Source organism: Prevotella melaninogenica (genome assembly GCF_003609775.1).
GTDB classification, from domain to species: Bacteria; Bacteroidota; Bacteroidia; order Bacteroidales; family Bacteroidaceae; genus Prevotella; species Prevotella melaninogenica_A.
In genome coordinates this window covers 355,987-377,546 of the sequence record NZ_AP018049.1, presented here as the reverse complement: position 1 = coordinate 377,546, position 21,560 = coordinate 355,987, and the positions used below count along the sequence as shown (strand labels likewise).

9 protein-coding genes, 2 tRNA genes, 3 rRNA genes and 2 pseudogenes are annotated in these 21,560 nt (G+C 41.1%); 6 read left to right on the top strand and 10 right to left on the bottom strand.

Annotated elements, in window-relative coordinates; translation table 11 throughout:
* Positions 1 to 6: 6 nt before the first annotated feature.
* Positions 7 to 615: a hypothetical protein gene (locus PMEL_RS01390; RefSeq protein ID WP_120173641.1), complete on the bottom strand. Its 609-nt coding sequence runs from the start codon at positions 613 to 615 to the stop codon at positions 7 to 9.
* A 391-nt stretch (positions 616 to 1,006) separates the two neighbouring features.
* Between PMEL_RS01390 and PMEL_RS01385 the strand changes: the two genes are divergently transcribed.
* From PMEL_RS01385 to PMEL_RS01375, 3 genes are all read left to right on the top strand, one after another.
* The gene (locus PMEL_RS01385) at positions 1,007 to 1,192 is read left to right on the top strand and encodes a hypothetical protein (RefSeq protein ID WP_120173640.1); all 186 of its coding nucleotides are present in this window, start codon (positions 1,007 to 1,009) and stop codon (positions 1,190 to 1,192) included.
* Between the two features lie 48 nt (positions 1,193 to 1,240).
* Complete coding sequence (locus tag PMEL_RS01380; RefSeq protein ID WP_231999395.1) at positions 1,241 to 3,922, top strand: fimbrillin family protein; 2,682 nt, start codon at positions 1,241 to 1,243, stop codon at positions 3,920 to 3,922.
* A gap of 360 nt (positions 3,923 to 4,282) precedes the next feature.
* Positions 4,283 to 5,422, top strand: a complete 1,140-nt coding sequence (locus PMEL_RS01375; protein ID WP_172586731.1) for an XAC2610-related protein — start codon at positions 4,283 to 4,285, stop codon at positions 5,420 to 5,422.
* Positions 5,423 to 6,448: 1,026 nt separating this feature from the next.
* On the opposite strand, the gene rrf is transcribed toward PMEL_RS01375, so the two are convergent.
* The 8 genes and pseudogenes from rrf to PMEL_RS01330 form a co-directional block, all read right to left on the bottom strand.
* Positions 6,449 to 6,561, bottom strand: a 5S ribosomal RNA gene (rrf, locus tag PMEL_RS01370).
* A gap of 234 nt (positions 6,562 to 6,795) precedes the next feature.
* Positions 6,796 to 9,699, bottom strand: a 23S ribosomal RNA gene (locus PMEL_RS01365).
* Positions 9,700 to 9,888: 189 nt separating this feature from the next.
* Positions 9,889 to 9,962: transfer RNA gene (locus tag PMEL_RS01360), tRNA-Ala, on the bottom strand.
* A 51-nt stretch (positions 9,963 to 10,013) separates the two neighbouring features.
* A tRNA-Ile gene (locus PMEL_RS01355) sits at positions 10,014 to 10,087 on the bottom strand.
* Positions 10,088 to 10,271: 184 nt separating this feature from the next.
* Positions 10,272 to 11,802, bottom strand: a 16S ribosomal RNA gene (locus tag PMEL_RS01350).
* The 16S, 23S and 5S rRNA genes sit together here with 2 tRNA genes alongside, the layout of an rRNA operon.
* Positions 11,803 to 12,373: 571 nt before the next feature.
* Positions 12,374 to 12,736 (bottom strand): DUF1304 domain-containing protein, encoded by a 363-nt coding sequence (locus PMEL_RS01340; RefSeq protein ID WP_120173637.1) that lies wholly within the window; start codon positions 12,734 to 12,736, stop codon positions 12,374 to 12,376.
* Positions 12,737 to 12,977: 241 nt separating this feature from the next.
* Complete coding sequence (locus PMEL_RS01335) at positions 12,978 to 13,838, bottom strand: OmpA family protein (protein WP_120173636.1); 861 nt, start codon at positions 13,836 to 13,838, stop codon at positions 12,978 to 12,980.
* A gap of 320 nt (positions 13,839 to 14,158) precedes the next feature.
* Positions 14,159 to 14,398: pseudogene (locus tag PMEL_RS01330) on the bottom strand (IS4 family transposase); the annotation flags it as partial.
* Between the two features lie 865 nt (positions 14,399 to 15,263).
* Here PMEL_RS01330 and PMEL_RS01320 point away from each other — a divergent pair.
* Positions 15,264 to 15,755 carry a hypothetical protein gene (locus tag PMEL_RS01320; protein ID WP_120173634.1) on the top strand — a complete coding sequence of 164 codons (492 nt, stop codon included), beginning with the start codon at positions 15,264 to 15,266 and terminating at the stop codon, positions 15,753 to 15,755.
* Between the two features lie 112 nt (positions 15,756 to 15,867).
* On the opposite strand, the pseudogene PMEL_RS01315 reads toward PMEL_RS01320, so the two are convergent.
* Positions 15,868 to 16,091 (bottom strand): annotated as a pseudogene (locus tag PMEL_RS01315) (IS4 family transposase); the annotation flags it as partial.
* A gap of 122 nt (positions 16,092 to 16,213) precedes the next feature.
* Between PMEL_RS01315 and PMEL_RS01310 the strand changes: the two are divergent.
* Together PMEL_RS01310 and purL are read left to right on the top strand one after the other, a co-directional pair.
* On the top strand, positions 16,214 to 16,855 hold the full coding sequence (locus PMEL_RS01310) for an SH3 domain-containing protein (RefSeq protein ID WP_231999394.1): 642 nt from the start codon (positions 16,214 to 16,216) through the stop codon (positions 16,853 to 16,855).
* 832 nt (positions 16,856 to 17,687) lie between these two features.
* Positions 17,688 to 21,434, top strand: a complete 3,747-nt coding sequence (gene purL / locus PMEL_RS01300) for a phosphoribosylformylglycinamidine synthase (RefSeq protein ID WP_120173632.1) — start codon at positions 17,688 to 17,690, stop codon at positions 21,432 to 21,434.
* Positions 21,435 to 21,560 lie beyond the last annotated feature (126 nt).

Below are 21,560 nucleotides of genomic sequence, written 5' to 3'. Positions count from 1 at the left end.
GTGCGTTCAGAAATTCACCACGTATGATTGCTTTACCATATCTCTATTAAGAAACAACACTCCACAATAGTATAAATCAAAGCTAATGCCTGTACGAGTATCAGAAACAAGTTCTGCCCAATAGGCTTTTGCCTCCTTATCCCGCTTGATATTTTCTATAACCAAAACACATGTTGAGGAAAGATAATCTAATGCCTTATCTATAAGTAAACGATAATTCTCAATAAGCGGAACACGAACTATACTATACTCACCAGCATTTGAAAAGATTTGAAGTGTTTTTTCTTCCGTTGTCTCTTTTGTAACCTTATAATATCGAGCCTTTTGACAACCTGCAGTTACGTAAGTTTTATAACACGAAGATGCTGGGTAACAATCAACAAACACATGAGGTTGCTGATAATTGGCTAAACGAAAATAAAGTTTACATAATTTGCGAGTTCTCCTATCAATTCCATTTACCTGTTTATCAAGTTGCTCATACTTATAATAAGGATAATGCTCATTCACCACATAACGAATAAAGCGGTATGCCCAAGGTGACTGTACGCCAAACCCTCTGGAATAGCGCGCACGTCTTAACCAAACTATAAATCGCCTAATGAAGTATAACATAATGAATTAATGTGGTTGACAAAGTTAATAGTTTTTTCCTTATTAGAGAAAGAATAGATGCAAAAACCATGATCTTAGAACTTTTCACTCAATCTTAACAAACATAGCCCTTTACACATAAACAATTAACAGTTTTATCTATAAAATTATATTAAACATCAAATTATTATACACATTTCTTCCAAAAAATGCTAATAAGTCGCAAAAGCTTTATACCTTTGCACCGCTTTTTAAAGAAAAAGCTACTATATATTAGTAATACAAAAACAGAACGATTTTTCTATCTGACAGGATAATCAGGTAAATTTTCATTCTACTATCTTTAATAACCACAGAGTCTACAACACTGTATTCTCAAGTAAATAATATAGTAAAAAATCACATTCTACAAATGAAAACAGAACGACAACTTGTGAAAGAGGCTTATGTCAAGCCTTGTGCCAAGGTTTTTGAATTGGCTGAAAAGAGTTTTATTATGGCAACAAGCCCTAATGTACGCCCTGGAGGTGATGCAGGAGGCAACATAAGAGTGATAGAACAAACAGTAGATGACGAAGACACTGATATTGAAGGTTAAGTCATCCACACATAGTAAAAACTTAAAATATTTCAAATTAAACGAAGTATGAAAAATAAATTATCAACATTGTTGTTGGCTGGTGTAGCTACTTTGACAATATTTTCTTGTGTCGATAATGACAATTTGAATGAGAACAACGGAGATAATGACGCATTTGTTTCATTTGGTGTGAACGATGTTCAAACACGTGCTATTGCTGTAAGCGGTGGAAGTTTGACACGTGGAGCAATTAATCCTTATCTTTCATCAGAAGATCTTGCACCACAGAAATTGGATGTTAAGGGCGCTGACGCTGAAAAACTCTGCATTATTGAGACAACTGTAGAGGGTGTTAATCCTGTTCAGGCAGATGTTCAGACACGTGCTAATGTTATTAAAAACATTACAGAGAACTTCTCTGCTTCTGGTCATCGTGGTACTACTGAAGCTAATATCACAACTAAGCCTGAATGGTTCTACAATGAGCCAACCTTGAGTAATGGTAAGCTTGTTACACCAAGAAAATGGAGTTGGGCAATTCCTCACGCTCGTTTTTATGCTGTATTCCCACAGGTTAAGGATGAGTATACTAAGATTAAGCTTTCTCCAGAGTCTTATGAGGGTAGCCCTTATATTGAGTTTGAGGCTGAAACAGATGTAACAAACCAGAAGGACTTGATGACTGCTTGTTCTGGTCATGTACACTATTCTGTTCAGGGTACTGCTCCAAGAACTGACTTAGATTTCCGTCACGCACTGACTGCTATCAAGTTTGCTGTTGGTCAAAACCTTTCTATCAACAAGACTATAAGTAAGGTTGAGATCCGCAATGCTTTGAGCAAAGGTAAATATACACTTTCTGACAAGTTTGATGGTACTGGTGCTAAATGGGAGAACTTAAGTGACGCAAAGACATTTAAGCTTGAAGGGCTTGCTGTTAGCACTAATCAGAACCCTAACGCTGTGCTTACTGGTAATGATGGTGACAATTATACCTTCTATATGATTCCTCAGGAGCTTACAGGTAAGAATATTACTGTATATGTTGAGTTCACTGATGGTTCTAAAATTGAAAGTACACTAAAGGGTTCATGGTTGGCTGGTACTACCAAAACTTATAAACTCAGCGAGAAGAACTCAACATGGGAATATACACTTGAAACAACAAACCCAGCAAGCGTAGCATACAATCAGGACAAGTCAAACGACTATTTTGTTACAAGTTACAGAAATGCTCCTGATGGAACAAAGCAGCCTGTAAAGTGGAAGGCTGTTGGCTACGAGGAGTATGACCGTGCAACTGACAGCTGGACTAACTTGGGTACCAACAAACCTTCTTGGTTGACAGCAATGTCTAAGGAGAGTGGTAATGGTGGTGCTACTGCAGAGTCTGGAAAAGCAACCATCACAAAAGCTGACTTAAAAGACCGCCTCACAGAATACAATAAGGTTCTGCAGGATGCTACCGCTAAGGGCTCTGCAAGCAATCCTTATAACTTGTCAAATACTAATGGCGGTGATGCTATCCAGAACACTGCTAACAGCTACTTGATTTCTGCTCCTGGTTACTATCGCATCCCATTGGTATATGGTAACGCTGTTAAGGGTGGTGCTACAAATGAAAGTTCATATAAGACTACTCACACTGGTGCTAATGTTTTGAGTAATTTCAAGGATCATTTAGGAAATGACATTACAACTCCTTACATTAACGTACAGAATACGACTAACCCAGCAACACAAGCATCTATCGTTTGGATGGACCAGAAGGATCTTGTTGACGGTTTGAGTGTTACGAACAATGGTGACAAGTCATTTGTTAACTTCCATGTGTCTGCAGCAAATATTAAGAATGGTAATGCTGTTATCGCTATTAAGAGTGCTGATGGTACTATTATGTGGAGCTGGCACCTTTGGTTCGATCATAGTGATGCGTTGAGTACAATTGAGTCTACGAACCATGATGGTGCTAAGTTTAAATTTACAAAGAATATCCTTGGCTATACATTATATAAATGGCAAGCTACATCTTATGAGGCAGCACGTGTTGCACGTATGAAGATTGAACAGGAAGTAGGCAATGGTGAGAAGAAAACTGCATACATAACTATTACACAAACTCCATACGCTGAAAGAATATATTCTACAACATTCTATCAGTTTGGACGTAAGGATGCTTTCCCTGGTGTAGATGTAGATAAACTCTATGGCGGCACTATTATTGAAAATGCAGGTGACGACATGTCTATTAAAAATTCAATCCAGAATCCTGAGAAATTCTATATAGGTGATGTTTCTTGGGCTAATAATTATAATCAATATAACTTATGGTCAATGGAAACTACAGTGCTAAAAGATCCAACAAATGCTCTCGTAAAAACAATTTACGACCCATGTCCAGTTGGTTTCCACATGCCTCCATATAACGCTTTTACAGGTGTAACAACAACTGGTGAAAATGTAATCTTTCAGCCTGGGAAAATAAATGCACTTGGCAACTGGGATCAGGGTTATCACTTCTATACCAAAGATGCATCGTCACCATCTACAGTCTACTTCCCAGCTATCGGTTCACGCTCCTTTAGCACAGGTGATTTGTTCAGAGTCGGTGGTAAAGGTATTTATTGGAATGGTATCGCTAATGGTACTAGAACTGGAAGATGTTTTACAATTGAGGAAAATGACGTAAGACCTCTTATGGATATTACACGTGCTGCTGGTGGCTGTGTCCGTCCTGTAGCAGAATAATAAATCCTCTGTAATAATCAGAGAAATAATACTATAAACAAAAAGCAGTAACATTCTTTCGGGATGTTGCTGCTTTGTTTTTTTATAAGTTGTTAAGAGATTGACAAAGAAGATAGAAACGTAATAATGTAAGATATTAAAAAGACATCTGTCATTATATAAATATCTACAAGTAGTAAAAAACTTAGCACTAATAAAACTGGAATAAAAAATAAATACTATATTTGCATAATAAACTATTGATAAACTCATACTATGCTAAAAAAAAACATTATCCTCATCTTTATAACTACAGCCACATTGCAAGTAAGTTACGCAGAAAGTGACAACTGTCTGAAATACGATTATAGCCGTATACTAATGAATAATAATATACTCGGCTATATTGGTAACGGACAACGACTATATATACATTTTGACACCATCTATAAAGACAAAGTGAAGGCTGAGATTTATCATGTTATTGGCAAAAGCCGCGTCAAAAATAACATCACTTGCTTTACAGGTAATATTCACATCAGCAAATTTAAACAGCTCGATGCAGAATACTATCCTATCAATCGATACAAAATTATTGCAAAGTATGAATTTAAAGAAGATTCCACACAATATGATACTGGAGTCTTCTCAGGCCGTTTAGAGTCTGACTTCTTCATATATAAAGACTCTGTCTACATGGATGAAATATATAGTGGAGTGGATGGCTATTATAATAATCAGTATGAAGGAGTGTGGAAATCATATAAAACTAATAACATACAAAAAGCAAATTTTGGTATTGGGCGCATCCCTAACGACAATGGATTAGATGTTGGCAGTAGTGAGTTTATGGTTGAGCCTTCCAAACAACATCTTGGATGGGATTCCTATATGAACGTAATGACTCTAAATAATAAAAACTATCAGAGAGCTACTGCTGAAGAGCAACGGGAATGGTGGAAAATAAATAAGGAAAAATTAGTTACTTGGCAAATAAGTACAAAGAAAGAAAATAACTTTGCTAACATATATATCAATCATAAGTATCTCCAATCAGTACAGCTTACAAAGGCGCAAATATACACAATTGAACAAGATGATTACAACTTTGACGGACAACGTGACATCTGTTTCTATCCACAGCAAGAATCTAAACCAATTATCTATTTATGGTCTACCAAGCAAGGTAAATACATAAAAGCAAAGTCTGATAGTATTAATAGCTATCCCATTATTGTTCCAAACTTAAAATTTCTTGTAACTCAACAAAGTGATGATAACCAAAACTGTTATACATGGAAGATGTATCAATATATCGACAATGAATTTATCCTTTACTCTAAACTTATTTGGAACTATACTAAAAGTATATATATCCTTGAAGAAACATTTAAGTCAGATAGTACCATCCATTCCATAAAACAAAACCCAACGTATGAACAACTAAATGAGCAGTGGCAAAAATACTGCTTCTATAACCATCTTGACGACCTCTACAACAAAAATGGAGGGTATAAGTAATAATATACCTGAAACAAAGAAAAGACCTAAACTATAATCTTGTAACTCCAAACAAACTTCAGTAAAAAAGATAAGATTATGTATAAAGCTGCAATAGCATCCATTAATATGTTCTTTTATTATCCATAAAAAACTAAGACCACCATTCACAGACTAAGTAATTATAAGAACAACAAACAACGAACAGAAAGTTTGATCCCTTGCAATATAAGCTCATAACAAGCTTCAAATAAACATTTGTGCTCTATGAGATAAATAAAGGCTCTATCCAAAAGAATTAACACACCTTTAAGCGTGTATTAATCAACAAATAATATTCAGAGATTAATTACTCCCAAATTAAACCTATTAGGCCTATTAAACTTAATAAACATTATTAGCCTAATATTGTATTAATATATTAGCCTAACTACGCTCATTGGACTTAAATGACTTATTAACCTCATTACCTTATAAAGATTTTAAGCATATTTTTGTAATATAGACTTACACACTTTTAAGGACAGTACCTAATAAAAAACAATAGCCCTATCAGGCTATTAGACAAATTAGCCTAATTAGCGCAAAACTATAGCTTCACCCTATCAACAAGTTGTCTATACTTTAATGACACATTGTAGAGTATTTAGCCCAAAACACCATTGGTGCGAACCATCAGCACAATATGTGCTAAGCACCAACACATCATCTAACAATCAAAAAGTATTCAATCAATAATAGTAAGCCTTAAAACAATCTGTCAATTAAGACACAAAATACTCTCGCTATCAAGCCCATTAGCCGTAATAAACAAAAGTATTAGGCATATTACGCACAACAGCGATAATAAAAAAATATTAGCCCTATTAGGCTTATTAGCCTTATATTAGCCCAATACAATTAGCCTAATTAGCCCAATTAGCCCAATACAATATCTTCTTCCTATCAACACATCATCAACACCTAACATTCAACAACCATCACCTATCTCCATCACCCAACAACAAAAAAAGAGCCCCGAAGATTTCTCTTCAGAGCTCTTGTAAAAGGAGGCGGCCACCTACTCTCCCGCATTGCATTGCAGTACCATCGGCGCAGGCGGGCTTAACTTCTCTGTTCGGAATGGGAAGAGGTGGGACCCCGCCGCAATAACCACCTGATAAATCGTTCGGATGACTTTACTTAAAGTTATATATACTTTGCGTATATCTATTAAGTTCTCCTTCTCAAGTAGACAAGATTTAATTTCTCTACTGATAGTTGTCAGCCGTATAAGGTGACGTATTTCCACAAGCAAAACATATATAGAACCTATCTCCTTACTTTAAGAAGAATACACAGCTCAAAGTCTGAGTCACTGGTCCCCGCACTCCAAACTTTGGAGGCGGGAGACCCGAAGAAAGTTTCGGGCAATTAGTAGTGCTCGGCTTTGACGTCACCGTCTTTACACCTACACCCTATCAACGTCATCGTCTATGACGACCCTTATGAGGAGTTCTCATCTTGCGGCTGGCTTCGCACTTAGATGCTTTCAGCGCTTATCCAATCCAGACTCAGATACCCAGCGGTGCACCTGGCGGCACAACTGGTAAACCGGAGGTCTGTCCAACACGGTCCTCTCGTACTAGTGTCAGCACCACTCAAAACTCCAACGCCCACGATAGATAGAGACCGAACTGTCTCACGACGTTCTGAACCCAGCTCGCGTGCCACTTTAATGGGCGAACAGCCCAACCCTTGGGACCTTCTCCAGCCCCAGGATGTGACGAGCCGACATCGAGGTGCCAAACCACCCCGTCGATATGAGCTCTTGGGGGGGATCAGCCTGTTATCCCCGGAGTACCTTTTATCCTTTGAGCGACGGAGTTTCCATACACGTCCGCCGGATCACTATGCCCCAGTTTCCTGCCTGCTCGGCATGTCTGCCTCCCAGTCAAGCGCCCTTATGCCATTGCACTCTATAAGGCCGGTTACCAATCGGCCCGAGGGCACCTTTGGAAGCCTCCGTTACGCTTTTGGAGGCGACCACCCCAGTCAAACTACCCACCAAGCAGTGTCCGCACCTTAGGCGCGTTAGACCTCAGACAGCCAAAGGGCCGTATTTCAAGGATGGCTCCACGAATGCTGGCGCACCCGCTTCGAAGCCTCCGGCCTATCCTACACATCGGATGACCAAGGTCAATGCTAAGCTGTAGTAAAGGTTCACGGGGTCTTTTCGTCCCATCGCGGGTAATCGGCATCTTCACCGATACTACAATTTCACTGAGCTCATGGTTGAGACAGCGTCCAGATCATTACACCATTCGTGCAGGTCGGAACTTACCCGACAAGGAATTTCGCTACCTTAGGACCGTTATAGTTACGGCCGCCGTTTACCGGGGCTTCAATTCAATGCTTCCCATTGCTGGTGACATCTCCTCTTAACCTTCCGGCACCGGGCAGGTGTCAGGCTGTATACATCATCTTTCGAGTTTGCACAGCCCTGTGTTTTTGTTAAACAGTTGCCTGGACCGATTCTCTGCGCCTCATATTGCTATGAGGACCCCTTATCCCGAAGTTACGGGGTCAATTTGCCTAGTTCCTTAACCATGAATCTCTCAACGCCTTAGTATATTCTACCCGACCACGTGTGTCCGTTTGCGGTACGGGTCGCATATACATTAAGTTTAGCGGATTTTCTCGGAAGTATGATTACCTGCACTCAAGTTATCCCGAAGGATTACCTGTACTTTCATGGTTCAGCTCGGAAGGTGGATTTGCCTGCCTTCCTCATAGCCTACACACTTAAACGCCCTATTCCGTCAGGGCGCGGCAGTGTCACTGCTCCGTCTCCACATCACTGTATATGCGAGTTGCGGAATATTAACCGCATCTGCCATCGCCATCGCCATTCGGCTGAGACTTAGGACCCGACTAACCCCGGGCTGATTGGCATCGCCCGGGAAACCTCGGTCTTTCGGCGAAAGGGAATCTCACCCTTTTTATCGTTACTTATACCTACATTTGCTTTTCCATAAGCTCCAGGATTAGTTACCTGCACCATTCAACGCTAATGGAATGCTCCCCTACCGATACTTTTAATATACATTACTATCCCGCGCCTTCGGTATCTGACTTATACCCGATTATTATCCATGCCCGGACCCTCGACTAGTGAGCTGTTACGCACTCTTTGAATGAATGGCTGCTTCCAAGCCAACATCCTAGCTGTCACGGGGACCAGACTTCGTTAGACTAACTAAGACAGAATTTCGGGACCTTAGACGGCGGTCTGGATTCTTCTCCTCTCGGGGACGGACCTTAGCACCCGCCCCCTTACTGCACGACTGCAGTCCATAAGCATTCGGAGTTCGTCAGGTCTCGATAGGCGGTGAAGCCCTCTTGACCTATCGGTCGCTCTACCTCTTATGGAGATCGTCGCACGCGGCACCTAAATGCCTTTCGGGGAGTACGAGCTATCTCCAAGTTTGATTGGCCTTTCACTCCTACACTCACCTCATCGGGAAGCTTTTCAACGCTTATCCGTGCGGTCCTCCATTCGGTGTTACCCGAACTTCAACCTGGGCAAGTGTAGATCACTTGGTTTCGCGTCTACCCCATCTGACTTGACGCCCTATTCAGGCTCGCTTTCACTGCGGATGCGCGTCTCATGACGCTTATCCTTGCCAGACATGGTAACTCGTAGGTTCATTATGCAAAAGGCACGCCGTCACCGCTTACGCGGCTCCGACCGCTTGTAGGCGCATGGTTTCAGGAACTATTTCACTCTCCTCATCGGAGTGCTTTTCACCTTTCCTTCACAGTACTCGTTCACTATCGGTCTCACGGGAGTATTTAGCCTTACCGGATGGTCCCGGCTGATTCGCGCAGAATTACACGTGTTCCGCGTTACTCAGGATACCACTACGTCTCGTCATGCTTCGAATACGGGATTATCACCCTCTATGATTGATCTTTCCAGAACATTCTTCTCACAATCTAAGTACGACAACGTGGTCCTACAACCCCTGCTAAGCGTTGCCACAAAGCAGGTTTGGGCTCTTCCCCGTTCGCTCGCCACTACTAGGGGAATCATTATTTATTTTCTCTTCCTAAAGGTACTAAGATGTTTCAGTTCCCTTCGTTCGCCTCACTACAGACATGTAGTGATAACAGGTCTTCAACCTGCTGGGTTGTCCCATTCGGAAATCCTTGGATCAAAGGTTATTTGCACCTACCCAAGGCTTATCGCAGCTTATCACGTCCTTCATCGCCTCCGTGAGCCAAGGCATCCGCCATGCGCCCTTTCTTACTTTCTTCGCCTTCTCTGTAATTACTCACAGAGAATGTAGCTCATACTTTCAGCTGTTGTGTGATTCTAAAGAATTTGAAGTTGTTTCTTCAATAATTAGAATACTAATTCTTCCCATTATAGAAAGAATAGTTCTACATTACAGTCTTGCTTGTGTCAATATGTCAAAGATCTTATGCTGTAAAATACAGCGAAGTGGAGAATAACGGATTCGAACCGTTGACCCCCTGCTTGCAAAGCAGGTGCTCTAGCCAACTGAGCTAATCCCCCAAGGGATAGAGAAGAAGTTAAGTCCATCACACATTGGCTTACGCCGATGTGTAGTCCCAGGCAGACTTGAACTGCCGACCTCCACATTATCAGTGTGGCGCTCTAACCAACTGAGCTATAGGACTGAGTTGGAAGAAAGCACTGCGGCTTTTACTGCCAGACTTCCTTTCTCTTATTCTAAAACAGTATCAGTGAGTACAAGAAGAAAAACGAACCAAAGGTTCTTTATATCATCTTGAGTACCGTTAAATTGTCAACTTATATAATTAAATACGTATCAACTCAATAACTAATAAGCATTCTCTCCAGAAAGGAGGTGTTCCAGCCGCACCTTCCGGTACGGCTACCTTGTTACGACTTAGCCCCAATCACCAGTTTTGCCCTAGGCCGATCCTTGCGGTCACGGACTTCAGGCACCCCCGGCTTTCATGGCTTGACGGGCGGTGTGTACAAGGCCCGGGAACGTATTCACCGCGCCATGGCTGATGCGCGATTACTAGCGAATCCAGCTTCGTGGGGTCGGGTTGCAGACCCCAGTCCGAACTGGGACCGGCTTTCAAGATTTGATGCAATTTACATTACACCGTCCCTCTGTACCGGCCATTGTAACACGTGTGTAGCCCCGGACGTAAGGGCCGTGCTGATTTGACGTCATCCCCACCTTCCTCACACCTTACGGTGGCAGTGTCTCCAGAGTGCCCAGCATCACCTGATGGCAACTGAAGAGAGGGGTTGCGCTCGTTATGGCACTTAAGCCGACACCTCACGGCACGAGCTGACGACAACCATGCAGCACCTTCACAGAGGCCCCGAAGGGCGTCATTATCTCTAAATCCTTCCTCTGCAATTCAAGCCCGGGTAAGGTTCCTCGCGTATCATCGAATTAAACCACATGTTCCTCCGCTTGTGCGGGCCCCCGTCAATTCCTTTGAGTTTCACCGTTGCCGGCGTACTCCCCAGGTGGGATGCTTAATGCTTTCGCTTAGCCGCTGATACCAGGTACCAACAGCGGGCATCCATCGTTTACTGTGCGGACTACCAGGGTATCTAATCCTGTTCGATACCCGCACCTTCGAGCTTAAGCGTCAGTTGCGCTCCCGTCAGCTGCCTTCGCAATCGGAGTTCTTCGTCATATCTAAGCATTTCACCGCTACACGACGAATTCCGCCAACGTTGTGCGTACTCAAGGAAACCAGTATGCGCTGCAATTCAGACGTTGAGCGTCTACATTTCACAACACACTTAATCTCCAGCCTACGCTCCCTTTAAACCCAATAAATCCGGATAACGCCTGGACCTTCCGTATTACCGCGGCTGCTGGCACGGAATTAGCCGGTCCTTATTCGTATGGTACCTGCAAATAGGGACACGTCCCTAACTTTATCCCCATACAAAAGCAGTTTACAACCCATAGGGCCGTCATCCTGCACGCTACTTGGCTGGTTCAGACTTCCGTCCATTGACCAATATTCCTCACTGCTGCCTCCCGTAGGAGTTTGGACCGTGTCTCAGTTCCAATGTGGGGGACCTTCCTCTCAGAACCCCTACTGATCGTCGCCTTGGTGGGCCATTACCCCGCCAACAAGCTAATCAGACGCATCCCCATCCATTACCGATAAATCTTTACTTCATATCTGATGCCATCAACGAAGACTATGCGGTATTAGTCTGCCTTTCGGCAGGTTATCCCACAGTAATGGGAAGGTTGGATACGCGTTACTCACCCGTGCGCCGGTCGACGTCCAAAGAGTGCAAGCACTCAATGCCGTTTCCCCTCGACTTGCATGTGTTAAGCCTGTAGCTAGCGTTCATCCTGAGCCAGGATCAAACTCTCCATTGTAAAATATGTTTTGGTGATAAGGATAGGTGATAAGTGATAATGAATACCACGTTAACCCAAACGCTTCACCGAGTAATCTCTGTTTCAGAACGCTTATCCTAAAAGTATCAAGTAAAAAGCACCTTTTCTTTTGTTCCTTAATTGTTTTGAGGCAATGCCTCAAAAGCAGGGACAATGAATTGATCGGTTCGTTTCTTTTACCCATCCATTTGATATAAAACCAAACAGACGCTTCTTGTACTACTTCTCTGTTTATGTAAATCTTTTCAAAGAACTCTTTCTTTTGTTGCTTTCAGTAACTTGCCAGATGGCTTGTTTTTAAAAGCGAGTGCAAAGGTATAGAGAAATTTTATTCCCTCCAAATGTTTTCAAGAATATTTTTCAAAAAACTTAAAAACACACCGCAACCTTGACATAAATCAACCAAAACAACACCCACAACACCCCTACAATCACACCAAACCAACAAAAGCCGAAAAAAGCACCACAAAGAGACAAAAACCAAAATAACCCCTTAGACGCAAAATCGAAAACAAGGGAATTTCCTTTTCAAACGCTTAATCCAATAAAACTATAAGCAGGCAAAACTATAAATTAATGCCGCCAAAGCTGGACCACCCTGCTTTAGGATAATCATTGGATTACTGGTAAGCCCTCCATATACTGCCACAAATAACACATACCCCAAGAAGCAACGTGTCCAAAACAAGTCATTCATTCCCCAAGCAGCGATTAAAATCAATACCGCCAACAATAGATTATAAACACCTTGATTTTTGAATAAGGTAGAGACAGATGGTCGACTTAACTCTTCTCTTTTCATATTAAATGTACGTGCCGTAGTAGCCGACTTAGTAAAAATAGTCTCAAGAGACATTATATATATGTGCTCAACGGCTACCAGTGTAGCCAAAATCTTAAAAACGAAATCCATATTATTATTTCACCTTAATATAAAAACAAAATCTGCATCTTGTCAACATGAAACAGACAAGATGCAGATTTATTATTATAAACTCTTCTTATTCACTCAATGCAGTAAACACCACATTGTTGCTCCAAAACACTTTCCACAGAAATAAATCACACATATAGAAAGTGCTACCAACATTCGCTTATATCTTCGTGAGCGTTTCTGAAGCATCAAGAACAGAACACTTATACTCATCTACAGCTTACTTTGCAGCCTTAGTCTCTGGAGCCTCACCAATGAGATCCATGAACTGATCAAGCTTTGGAGTAATGATAATCTGTGTACGACGGTTGCGTTGCTTGCCCAATTCAGTATCATTAGTTGCGAGTGGGTTATACTCACCACGACCACCAGCTGTCAAACGCTTAGGATTTACACCGAAGCGGTCCTGCAGATACTGTGCAACAGATGCTGCACGCAAACAAGAGAGATCCCAGTTATTACGGATATTCTTCATCTTGTCAGCAGATGTATTAATAGGCACGTTATCAGTATTACCCTCAATCAGCACATCATAATCCTTATAATCAGTGATAATCTTAGCAATCTTGCTCAGTGTCTGCTCAGCACGATCATTCACCTCATAAGAACCACTCTTATAAAGCATATTATCAGCCAAAGAAATATAAACAACACCCTTCAGAACCTGTACATCAACCTCCTTCAACTCCTCACGGCTCAAAGAACGAGTAAGATTGTTTGTCAATACCATATTCAATGAGTCGCTCTTAGACTTCACCTCAACCAAGTGACGGATATACTGATTACTCTCGTTAATCTGATCAACAAGTTTAGAGATGTTGATATTGTTTGAATTGGCATTTCTCAAACTGTTATCAAGACTACCCTGCAGCGCAGCAGCACTCTCTCTTGCCTGAGCCAACTGATCTTCCAAGCTCTTGATACGTGCGTTATTGGCTGCAATCGTTTCCTTAGCATTCTGATAATCTGCCGTCAACTGATTATTCTCTGTACGACAATTCTCCAAATCCTTCTTGCTGGCACAACTGCTAAATGCAAGTGTACCTGCTACTAAAGCTACGATAAAAAGACTCTTTTTCATATTTACTATTTTATTTTGGTTATTATTCTACTTGTAATAGATTCTTCCTAACATAACGTAAAAAGTAGTCAGTTCTACTGTTTTGAAACCCGCTCACATTATTATATAAAACGACGCAAACAGGTACACAAAACTAACCTCATTTCACAGAATGCGGTATATCTATTGCAAAGATATTATAAAGACGTGTAAAACAAATAGTTGTATAATGAGTTTAGACATTTTTAACCTGAAACTTACAATTAATGGAACTTTTTGATGAAATTATACAGAATAAACAATTGGAAGATACAATAACCGAGAGACAGGTTCTTCGAGCAAGAAAGAACATAGGAAAAAGGTTTGCATATACGGTGGATGCTCTCGCCCACAATACGGGAGAGACAAAGAGAAAGGATTAATTCCGAAGCCGAAACCCCGTCCCGTTTCTCCAATGACAGGCGAGATAGCAGATGGCCGATACCAAACTTGCCAAAAAGAAGAAATAAATCATCACTCATTCGAGTTTTAACACCCAAAAGTTTGGATAACTCACTTATTTTCTCTATTTTTGCTTCCATAACAGTTTTGTCGTCTTGTCTTTAAAATCAGTTGTTTGGCGATTACTAATTTACAAAGAAAATTCGACAAATTGTTATGTTTCTATCTATTTATTAGGGTGGGAAACTTTAGTAATAATCATGATGGACAACACGATGCCATTATCCCTAATAAAATGAGAGGAGAAGGCATAAGGCTTGGTGGTAGCATTAAAGAAATTTGGAAATGGACAGAAACAGTAAGAATAGAAGACTAAGATATATGCTTTGCTTTTTATGTGTCATCTTGATAATATTTAGCTGTGCTGATAAAAAGAATAAATATGACATAAATTTTAACGACCAAAGGAGTATTATAAAGTTACCTCTATTAGATTCCTCTTGGAAATACTCCCCCTCCTATCCATCGGGGGGGACTTGGATTAATCCGCTAAAAAAGGACGGAGTACCTTGCTATTTTCAAAAGCGTAATTTAATAAAGAACAATAGGATAATTTGGGAAAGTGATATATATTTAGGAAGTAAAACTTACATGACGATAGATGGAAGTATACGAGAATCTTTGGATATTACATACTATTTCGAAGAAAAGAAATGGGAATACGTCTATCATACAGCTAAAAGAAATTACAATAGTAGTAATAGCCCTTCTCAAATTAAAAATTTATATAATAGTATTGATGTCGTAATATCAAAATGTGAGGCGGACTCTATACTCTTCTCTTGGGGGTTATGAATGAGTTGGAGATTTAACAACCAAAGAAAAAAGAAAGCGGTAAAGTTATTAGAGGACACAAGTGAAACTTTAGGGATTTCTAACAAGTTACAAAGAATTTACAACTATTCAACGTTTATTATCGCTGAATAGTTACATAAATAGGAAATAATGATAAAAAGTGTTATTGATTCGCGTATAACAGAGCAACTATATAAAATATACAAATTAGATATTGACGGTTTCGTAACTAATCAGGAACAAGTAAAAACATTTAATTTTGAATATGAATGGCCAGTTGTCGATTTCTTAGAACCAATTTTTATGCCTTTGTTTCACAACATAGACTCTAATTTTATCTATTTGACAAAAGGATATGATATAGCCCTAAATGAAAAATATTCTAAGTTTTCAAGAGAAGATTTTATAGAGTTTATGAAAGGTAACAAGACTTATACTCCACGAGGACATAGTAAGGAAAGCATCAATCTTTATTATATGATAGGGTTAACTATTTTTGACGAAACGTTTGAATGGTTAATTCATAATAATGTCGATGTGGGATATTTGACTTTTTCTTTTCAAGTTGAAAAATTTAATAATGAGAAGGTACTTAATTTACTTATGAACAACAAATGGTTTGTCCATGATAAGAATTCGTGAGAACGGCAGCGGCGCTATCGAGTATTACAATGGTAAGATGGGTGAAGTATTGAAGACGTGCGCACGCTGATTGTGCCAAACCAGGCAGGGTAACATACGTTACGCAGTGGAAGTGTTTGCATATACGGTTGATGCTCTCTCACCGACAATGCGGAAGAGACAAAGAGAAAGAATCAACTCCGAAGCCGAAACCCCGTCCTGTTTTTCTAATGACAGGCGAGATAGCAAGTGGCCGATACCAAACTTGCCAGAAAGATGAAATAAATCATCACTCATTCGAGTTTTAACACTCAAAAGTTTGGATAACTCACTTATATTCTCTATTTTTGCTTCCATAACAGTTTTGTTGTTTTGTCTTTAAAATCAGTTCTTTAGCGATTACTAATTTACAAAGAAAATTCGACAAACGGTTATTTCTATCTATTTTTTTGGGTGGGAAACTTTAATAAATTATGATTATGAAGAAATATATAACCATGTTAATTTTAGCATGCGTATGCTTTTTATCCACACATGCACAACACTCTTGTAAAGATTGTATATATGATCTTTATAAAGTGTTAGAAACATGCCAGTCAAAATGCATAGATATAGGGGACAATACTTATTCTGTAAAGTCGCTCTATCAAGACAAAAGTGATAGTATTATTTTTGCAGCAATCACCAAGGCTCATGTTTTCAGTTATGGTAACCCGTTAGATTCCGTTGTAGAACTTGATTTGGGTGATAAAGCACTCTATTTTATGGTAACTACTGAACCACCTCGTAGCTTCAGGTATTCTGATATCAATTGCATCTATGATAGTAAAGGATGTAATCTTCTATATAAAGAGGATTACATGAAATTTCCTGCTGTGATTAATGACCCAGATGGTTTCACCTATGTCAGAGAGAGACCTACAACGAAGTCAAAAGTAAAGACAAAGATTCGTAGGAACCAGATATTTTTATATACCCCAATTTGGGGAAGTGATTGGTGCAGGGTTTATTTTGATGATGGGAGTTTATTTATCGGATATATATATCATAAACGAATACTACCATTTGATAAATGCCCTGTGGATATTAAAAAGAAAATGATAAGATTCATGTTTGATTAAATAATTTTAAGAAGGATAAGTGGATTGTACAAACAAAGGCCATATCTTTCCAGAAAAATATGGTTCTTCCGCTAAATGCGTGGATGCTTTTCGTATTGCTTTAACAGAAGAACCGAAGTTACTTATTAAACAAAAATATAGCTAAGACCGTCAACTATCTATTCTTTTATCATCCTCTGACACTGAAAACCTTTTCATTTTAAGACTTCGAAAATCTGTAGACAAGGGTTTGAAAAATTATTACATAAATTCAAATAAGACATCTATAAATAACGGCAAAAACATATACACGGAGCTGATTTGTAACCATAAGAAAATCAATAGGTTATAAAGTAGATAAGTGAAAGGTGCTTAATTGGACTTCAAAAGGGCGTTAGTTAGCCCTCAAAAGAGCATCTTTTGCAAGTCAATTAGCCGTCTTTTAGAGCATAAAAGAGCATATATTGAATTTGAGCTGATTAAAAATAATTTACAAATATCGGTCAATAAGGGCATAAACTGCTTGTAGGCGGCAGATAGATATAGTATCAATTTGCATTTTATCTTGTAGCTTATCCCCTGTGAAAAACCATCTAATTTGGGATTGTCATACTAAGCAGGTGTATCAGTCTTATACTATTTTCAATCTACACATTTAACGGAAGAACCAATTATTTTCATGAAAAGAAATTCAAGACAACAAATACAACTTCCGTAGGATAAGACTGACAAAACCGAGTCTGATTATTTATAATACCTAAGAAGACTAAAAAACACTGGACAAAAGGGCAGTATATCCAAAGAATATCGTATCTTTGCAAACAGAAGTAACACCAAATTTTATATAAAGACTATGATTCTTTTCTTCAGAACTCAGTCCAAAAGCGTGATTGCCACAGAAGTCAATCATGCATTATCCGACGCGGAAATCAACGAACTTTGTTGGCTCTATGGCGATGCCACCTACTTGCAGAACGAAGAGACACTGCAGGGTTACTATGTGGGACCACGCCGTGAGATGATTACTCCTTGGAGTACGAATGCCGTCGAGATTACTCAAAACATGAGTCTTGACGGCATTTTGCGTATAGAGGAGTACTTCCCTGTAAGCAGCAAAGATGCTGATTACGACCCAATGTTGCAACGCATGTATGAGGGTCTGGACCAGACAATCTTCACTGTCAACCACGAGCCAGAGCCTATCAAGCGTGTGGAGGACTTAGAGAAGTTCAACGAAGAGGAAGGCTTAGCACTCTCACCTGAGGAGATGGAATATCTCCATAAGATTGAGAAGCAGAATGGCCGACCACTCACCGACTCTGAAATCTTCGGTTTCGCACAGATTAACTCTGAGCATTGCCGCCATAAGATTTTCGGTGGAGAGTTCGTCATTGATGGTAAGGTGATGGAGAGCAGTCTCTTCAGCCTCATCAAGAAGACTACAAAAGAGAACCCCGGTAAGATTCTTTCAGCTTATAAAGATAACGTAGCTTTCGCACAAGGTCCAGAGATAGAACAGTTTGCGCCAGCAAACCAGAGCACATCTGACTTTTTCCGAGTAAAGCCTATTGAGAGTGTTATCTCTCTGAAAGCCGAGACCCACAACTTCCCAACTACCGTTGAGCCATTCAATGGAGCAGCAACAGGTACGGGTGGTGAGATTCGCGACCGTATGGGTGGTGGCGTTGGTTCATGGCCAATTGCAGGAACAGCAGTATATATGACCGCTTACCCTCGTCTGACAGAAGATGACGGTACAACTCCAGCCCTACGTGATTGGGAAGACATCCTTCCTATTCGTCAGTGGCTCTACCAGACTCCAGAGCAGATTCTTATCAAGGCATCTAATGGTGCGAGCGACTTCGGTAATAAGTTCGGTCAGCCTTTAATTACTGGTTCACTACTCACTTTTGAACATCAAGAGAATGGTGAGAAGTATGCTTACGACAAGGTGATTATGCTTGCTGGTGGCGTTGGTTATGGTACCAAGCGTGACTGTCTGAAGGGCGAGCCACAGGCTGGTAACAAGGTTGTTGTTGTTGGTGGCGATAACTATCGTATCGGACTTGGTGGTGGTTCTGTATCATCGGTTGATACGGGTCGTTATTCAAATGGTATTGAGTTGAATGCCATACAGCGTGCTAACCCAGAGATGCAGAAACGTGCCTATAACCTTGTACGTGCATTGGTAGAAGAGGACAACAACCCCGTTGTTTCTATTCACGACCATGGTTCTGCAGGACACTTGAATTGTCTTAGCGAGTTAGTTGAAGAGTGTGGTGGTAAGATTGACATGACACAATTACCAATCGGTGATAAGACATTGAGTGCCAAGGAAATCATTGCCAATGAGTCACAAGAGCGCATGGGCTTGCTCATTGACGAGAAGCACCTCGACCACGTGAAGAAGATTGCTGAGCGTGAGCGTGCACCAATGTATGTTGTTGGTGAGACAACAGGTGACGCCCACTTCTCATTCGTACAAGGCGATGGTGTAAAGCCATTCGACTTAGACGTAGCTCAGATGTTCGGTCATTCTCCAAAAACAATCATGAAAGATGAGACCGTTGAGCGCAAATATGAGAATGTATCTTATAGTATAGATAAGGTGGAGGAATACCTCCAGCGTGTGCTTCAGTTAGAAGCTGTGGCATGTAAAGACTGGCTGACGAATAAGGTTGACCGCTCCGTTACGGGTAAGGTTGCTCGTCAGCAGTGTCAGGGTGAGATTCAGTTGCCACTCTCAGACTGTGGTGTTGTAGCTTTAGACTACCGTGGTCATAAGGGTATCGCAACCGCACTCGGTCACGCTCCACAAGCAGGACTCGCTTCACCAGAGGCAGGCTCTGTTCTTTCCGTAGCCGAGTCATTGACCAACATCGTGTGGGCACCATTGGCAGACGGCATGGATAGCCTGAGCCTTTCAGCCAACTGGATGTGGCCTTGCCGCTCACAGAAGGGTGAAGACGCACGTCTTTACAGTGCTGTTAAGGCACTATCAGACTTCTGCTGCGCTATCGGTGTGAACGTTCCAACGGGTAAGGATTCACTTTCTCTGACCCAGCAATATCCTAATGGAGATAAGATTATCTCTCCGGGAACCGTTATTGTAACCAGTGGTGGTGAAGTGAGCGACGTTCGTCAGGTCGTTTCTCCTGTACTTGTTAACGACAAGAACACACGCCTCTATCATATCGACTTCAGTTTTGACGAGCAGCGTCTTGGTGGTTCTGCCTTTGCACAGAGCCTTGGCAAGATTGGCAGTGACGTTCCAACAGTAAAAGAACCACAGTACTTCTGCGACTGCTTCGATGCCGTACAAGAGATGATTCGCCGTGGATGGATACTCGCTGGACACGACATTTCAGCAGGTGGTTTGATCACAACATTGCTTGAGATGACCTTTGCCAACGCTAAAGGTGGTCTTAACATCAACCTCCACGACATCAAGGGCGACGACACCATCAAGAAGCTCTTTGCTGAGAATCCGGGTGTAGTTATTCAGGTTGCTGATGAACATAAGGAAGAAGTTAAAGAGTTCTTGACGGAGAACTGCATCGGCTTTGCTCGTATCGGTACACCAAGTCCAGATAAACGCACGCTCAGTATTGCTGATGGTGACTGGAAGGTAGCGTTCGATATTGATGCAATGCGTGAGACATGGTATAAGACATCTTACCTTCTCGACCGCAAGCAGAGTATGAACGGCATGGCAAAGAAGCGTGCTCAGAACTATAAGAAGCAGCCTATTGAGATGAAGTTCAATGCTGACTTCACTGGTACTCTCCAGCAGTATGGACTCGATGCAGACCGTTGGAAGACTGCAACACCTAACACCCATCACCCAACACCAAAGGCAGCTATCATCCGTGAGAAGGGTACTAATGGTGAGCGTGAGATGGCTTACGCACTCTATTTGGCTGGCTTCGAGGTGAAGGACGTTATGATGACCGACCTCATCACTGGCCGTGAGACCTTGGAAGAGGTAAACATGATTGTCTTCTGTGGCGGTTTCTCTAACTCAGACGTACTCGGTTCAGCAAAGGGATGGGCTGGTGCTTTCCTCTATAATCCAAAGGCTAAGCAGGCACTCGACCGCTTCTATGCACGTGAAGATACACTCTCATTGGGTATCTGTAACGGTTGTCAGTTGATGGTTGAGTTAAACCTCATCAACCCAGAACACAAGCATCGTGCTCACCTCTGCCACAATACCAGCAAGAAGTTTGAGAGTTCATTCTTGAACTTGACCATTCCACAGAACGATAGTGTAATGTTCGGTTCGTTGAGTGGCAACAAACTTGGTATCTGGGTAGCACACGGCGAAGGTCGTTTCTATCTACCAGAGGCTGAAGATAAGTATAATATCATCGCTAAATACAACTACGCTGAATATCCAGGTAACCCTAATGGTTCAGACTATAACGTGGCAGGTATCTGCTCAGCTGACGGTCGTCACCTTGCAATGATGCCACACTTGGAGCGTGCTATCTTCCCTTGGCAGCAGGCTTACTATCCACGTGAGCGTCGTCAGGAAGAGGTTACACCATGGATTGAAGCATTTGTAAATGCACGCAAGTGGGTTGAAAGCAAATTGTAAAGTTTGCCCCCTCCCCTATTGAAGGTGTAATAGATTAGTACACCTTTAATATATATAAACAACGCAGGGAAACGCCCTCATCTGAGTTATATTACCGAATAGGTATATGTGAACAGATGGGGGCGT

Excerpts from the sequence above, each read along its gene's own strand:
- PMEL_RS01390 (WP_120173641.1), bottom strand. The coding sequence starts at position 615 with ATGTTATACTTCATTAGGCGATTTATAGTTTGGTTAAGACGTGCGCGC.
- PMEL_RS01385 (WP_120173640.1), top strand. The coding sequence starts at position 1,007 with ATGAAAACAGAACGACAACTTGTGAAAGAGGCTTATGTCAAGCCTTGT.
- PMEL_RS01380 (WP_231999395.1), top strand. The coding sequence starts at position 1,241 with ATGAAAAATAAATTATCAACATTGTTGTTGGCTGGTGTAGCTACTTTG.
- PMEL_RS01375 (WP_172586731.1), top strand. The coding sequence starts at position 4,283 with ATGAATAATAATATACTCGGCTATATTGGTAACGGACAACGACTATAT.
- PMEL_RS01340 (WP_120173637.1), bottom strand. The coding sequence starts at position 12,736 with ATGGATTTCGTTTTTAAGATTTTGGCTACACTGGTAGCCGTTGAGCAC.
- PMEL_RS01335 (WP_120173636.1), bottom strand. The coding sequence starts at position 13,838 with ATGAAAAAGAGTCTTTTTATCGTAGCTTTAGTAGCAGGTACACTTGCA.
- PMEL_RS01320 (WP_120173634.1), top strand. The coding sequence starts at position 15,264 with ATGATAAAAAGTGTTATTGATTCGCGTATAACAGAGCAACTATATAAA.
- PMEL_RS01310 (WP_231999394.1), top strand. The coding sequence starts at position 16,214 with ATGAAGAAATATATAACCATGTTAATTTTAGCATGCGTATGCTTTTTA.
- purL (WP_120173632.1), top strand. The coding sequence starts at position 17,688 with ATGATTCTTTTCTTCAGAACTCAGTCCAAAAGCGTGATTGCCACAGAA.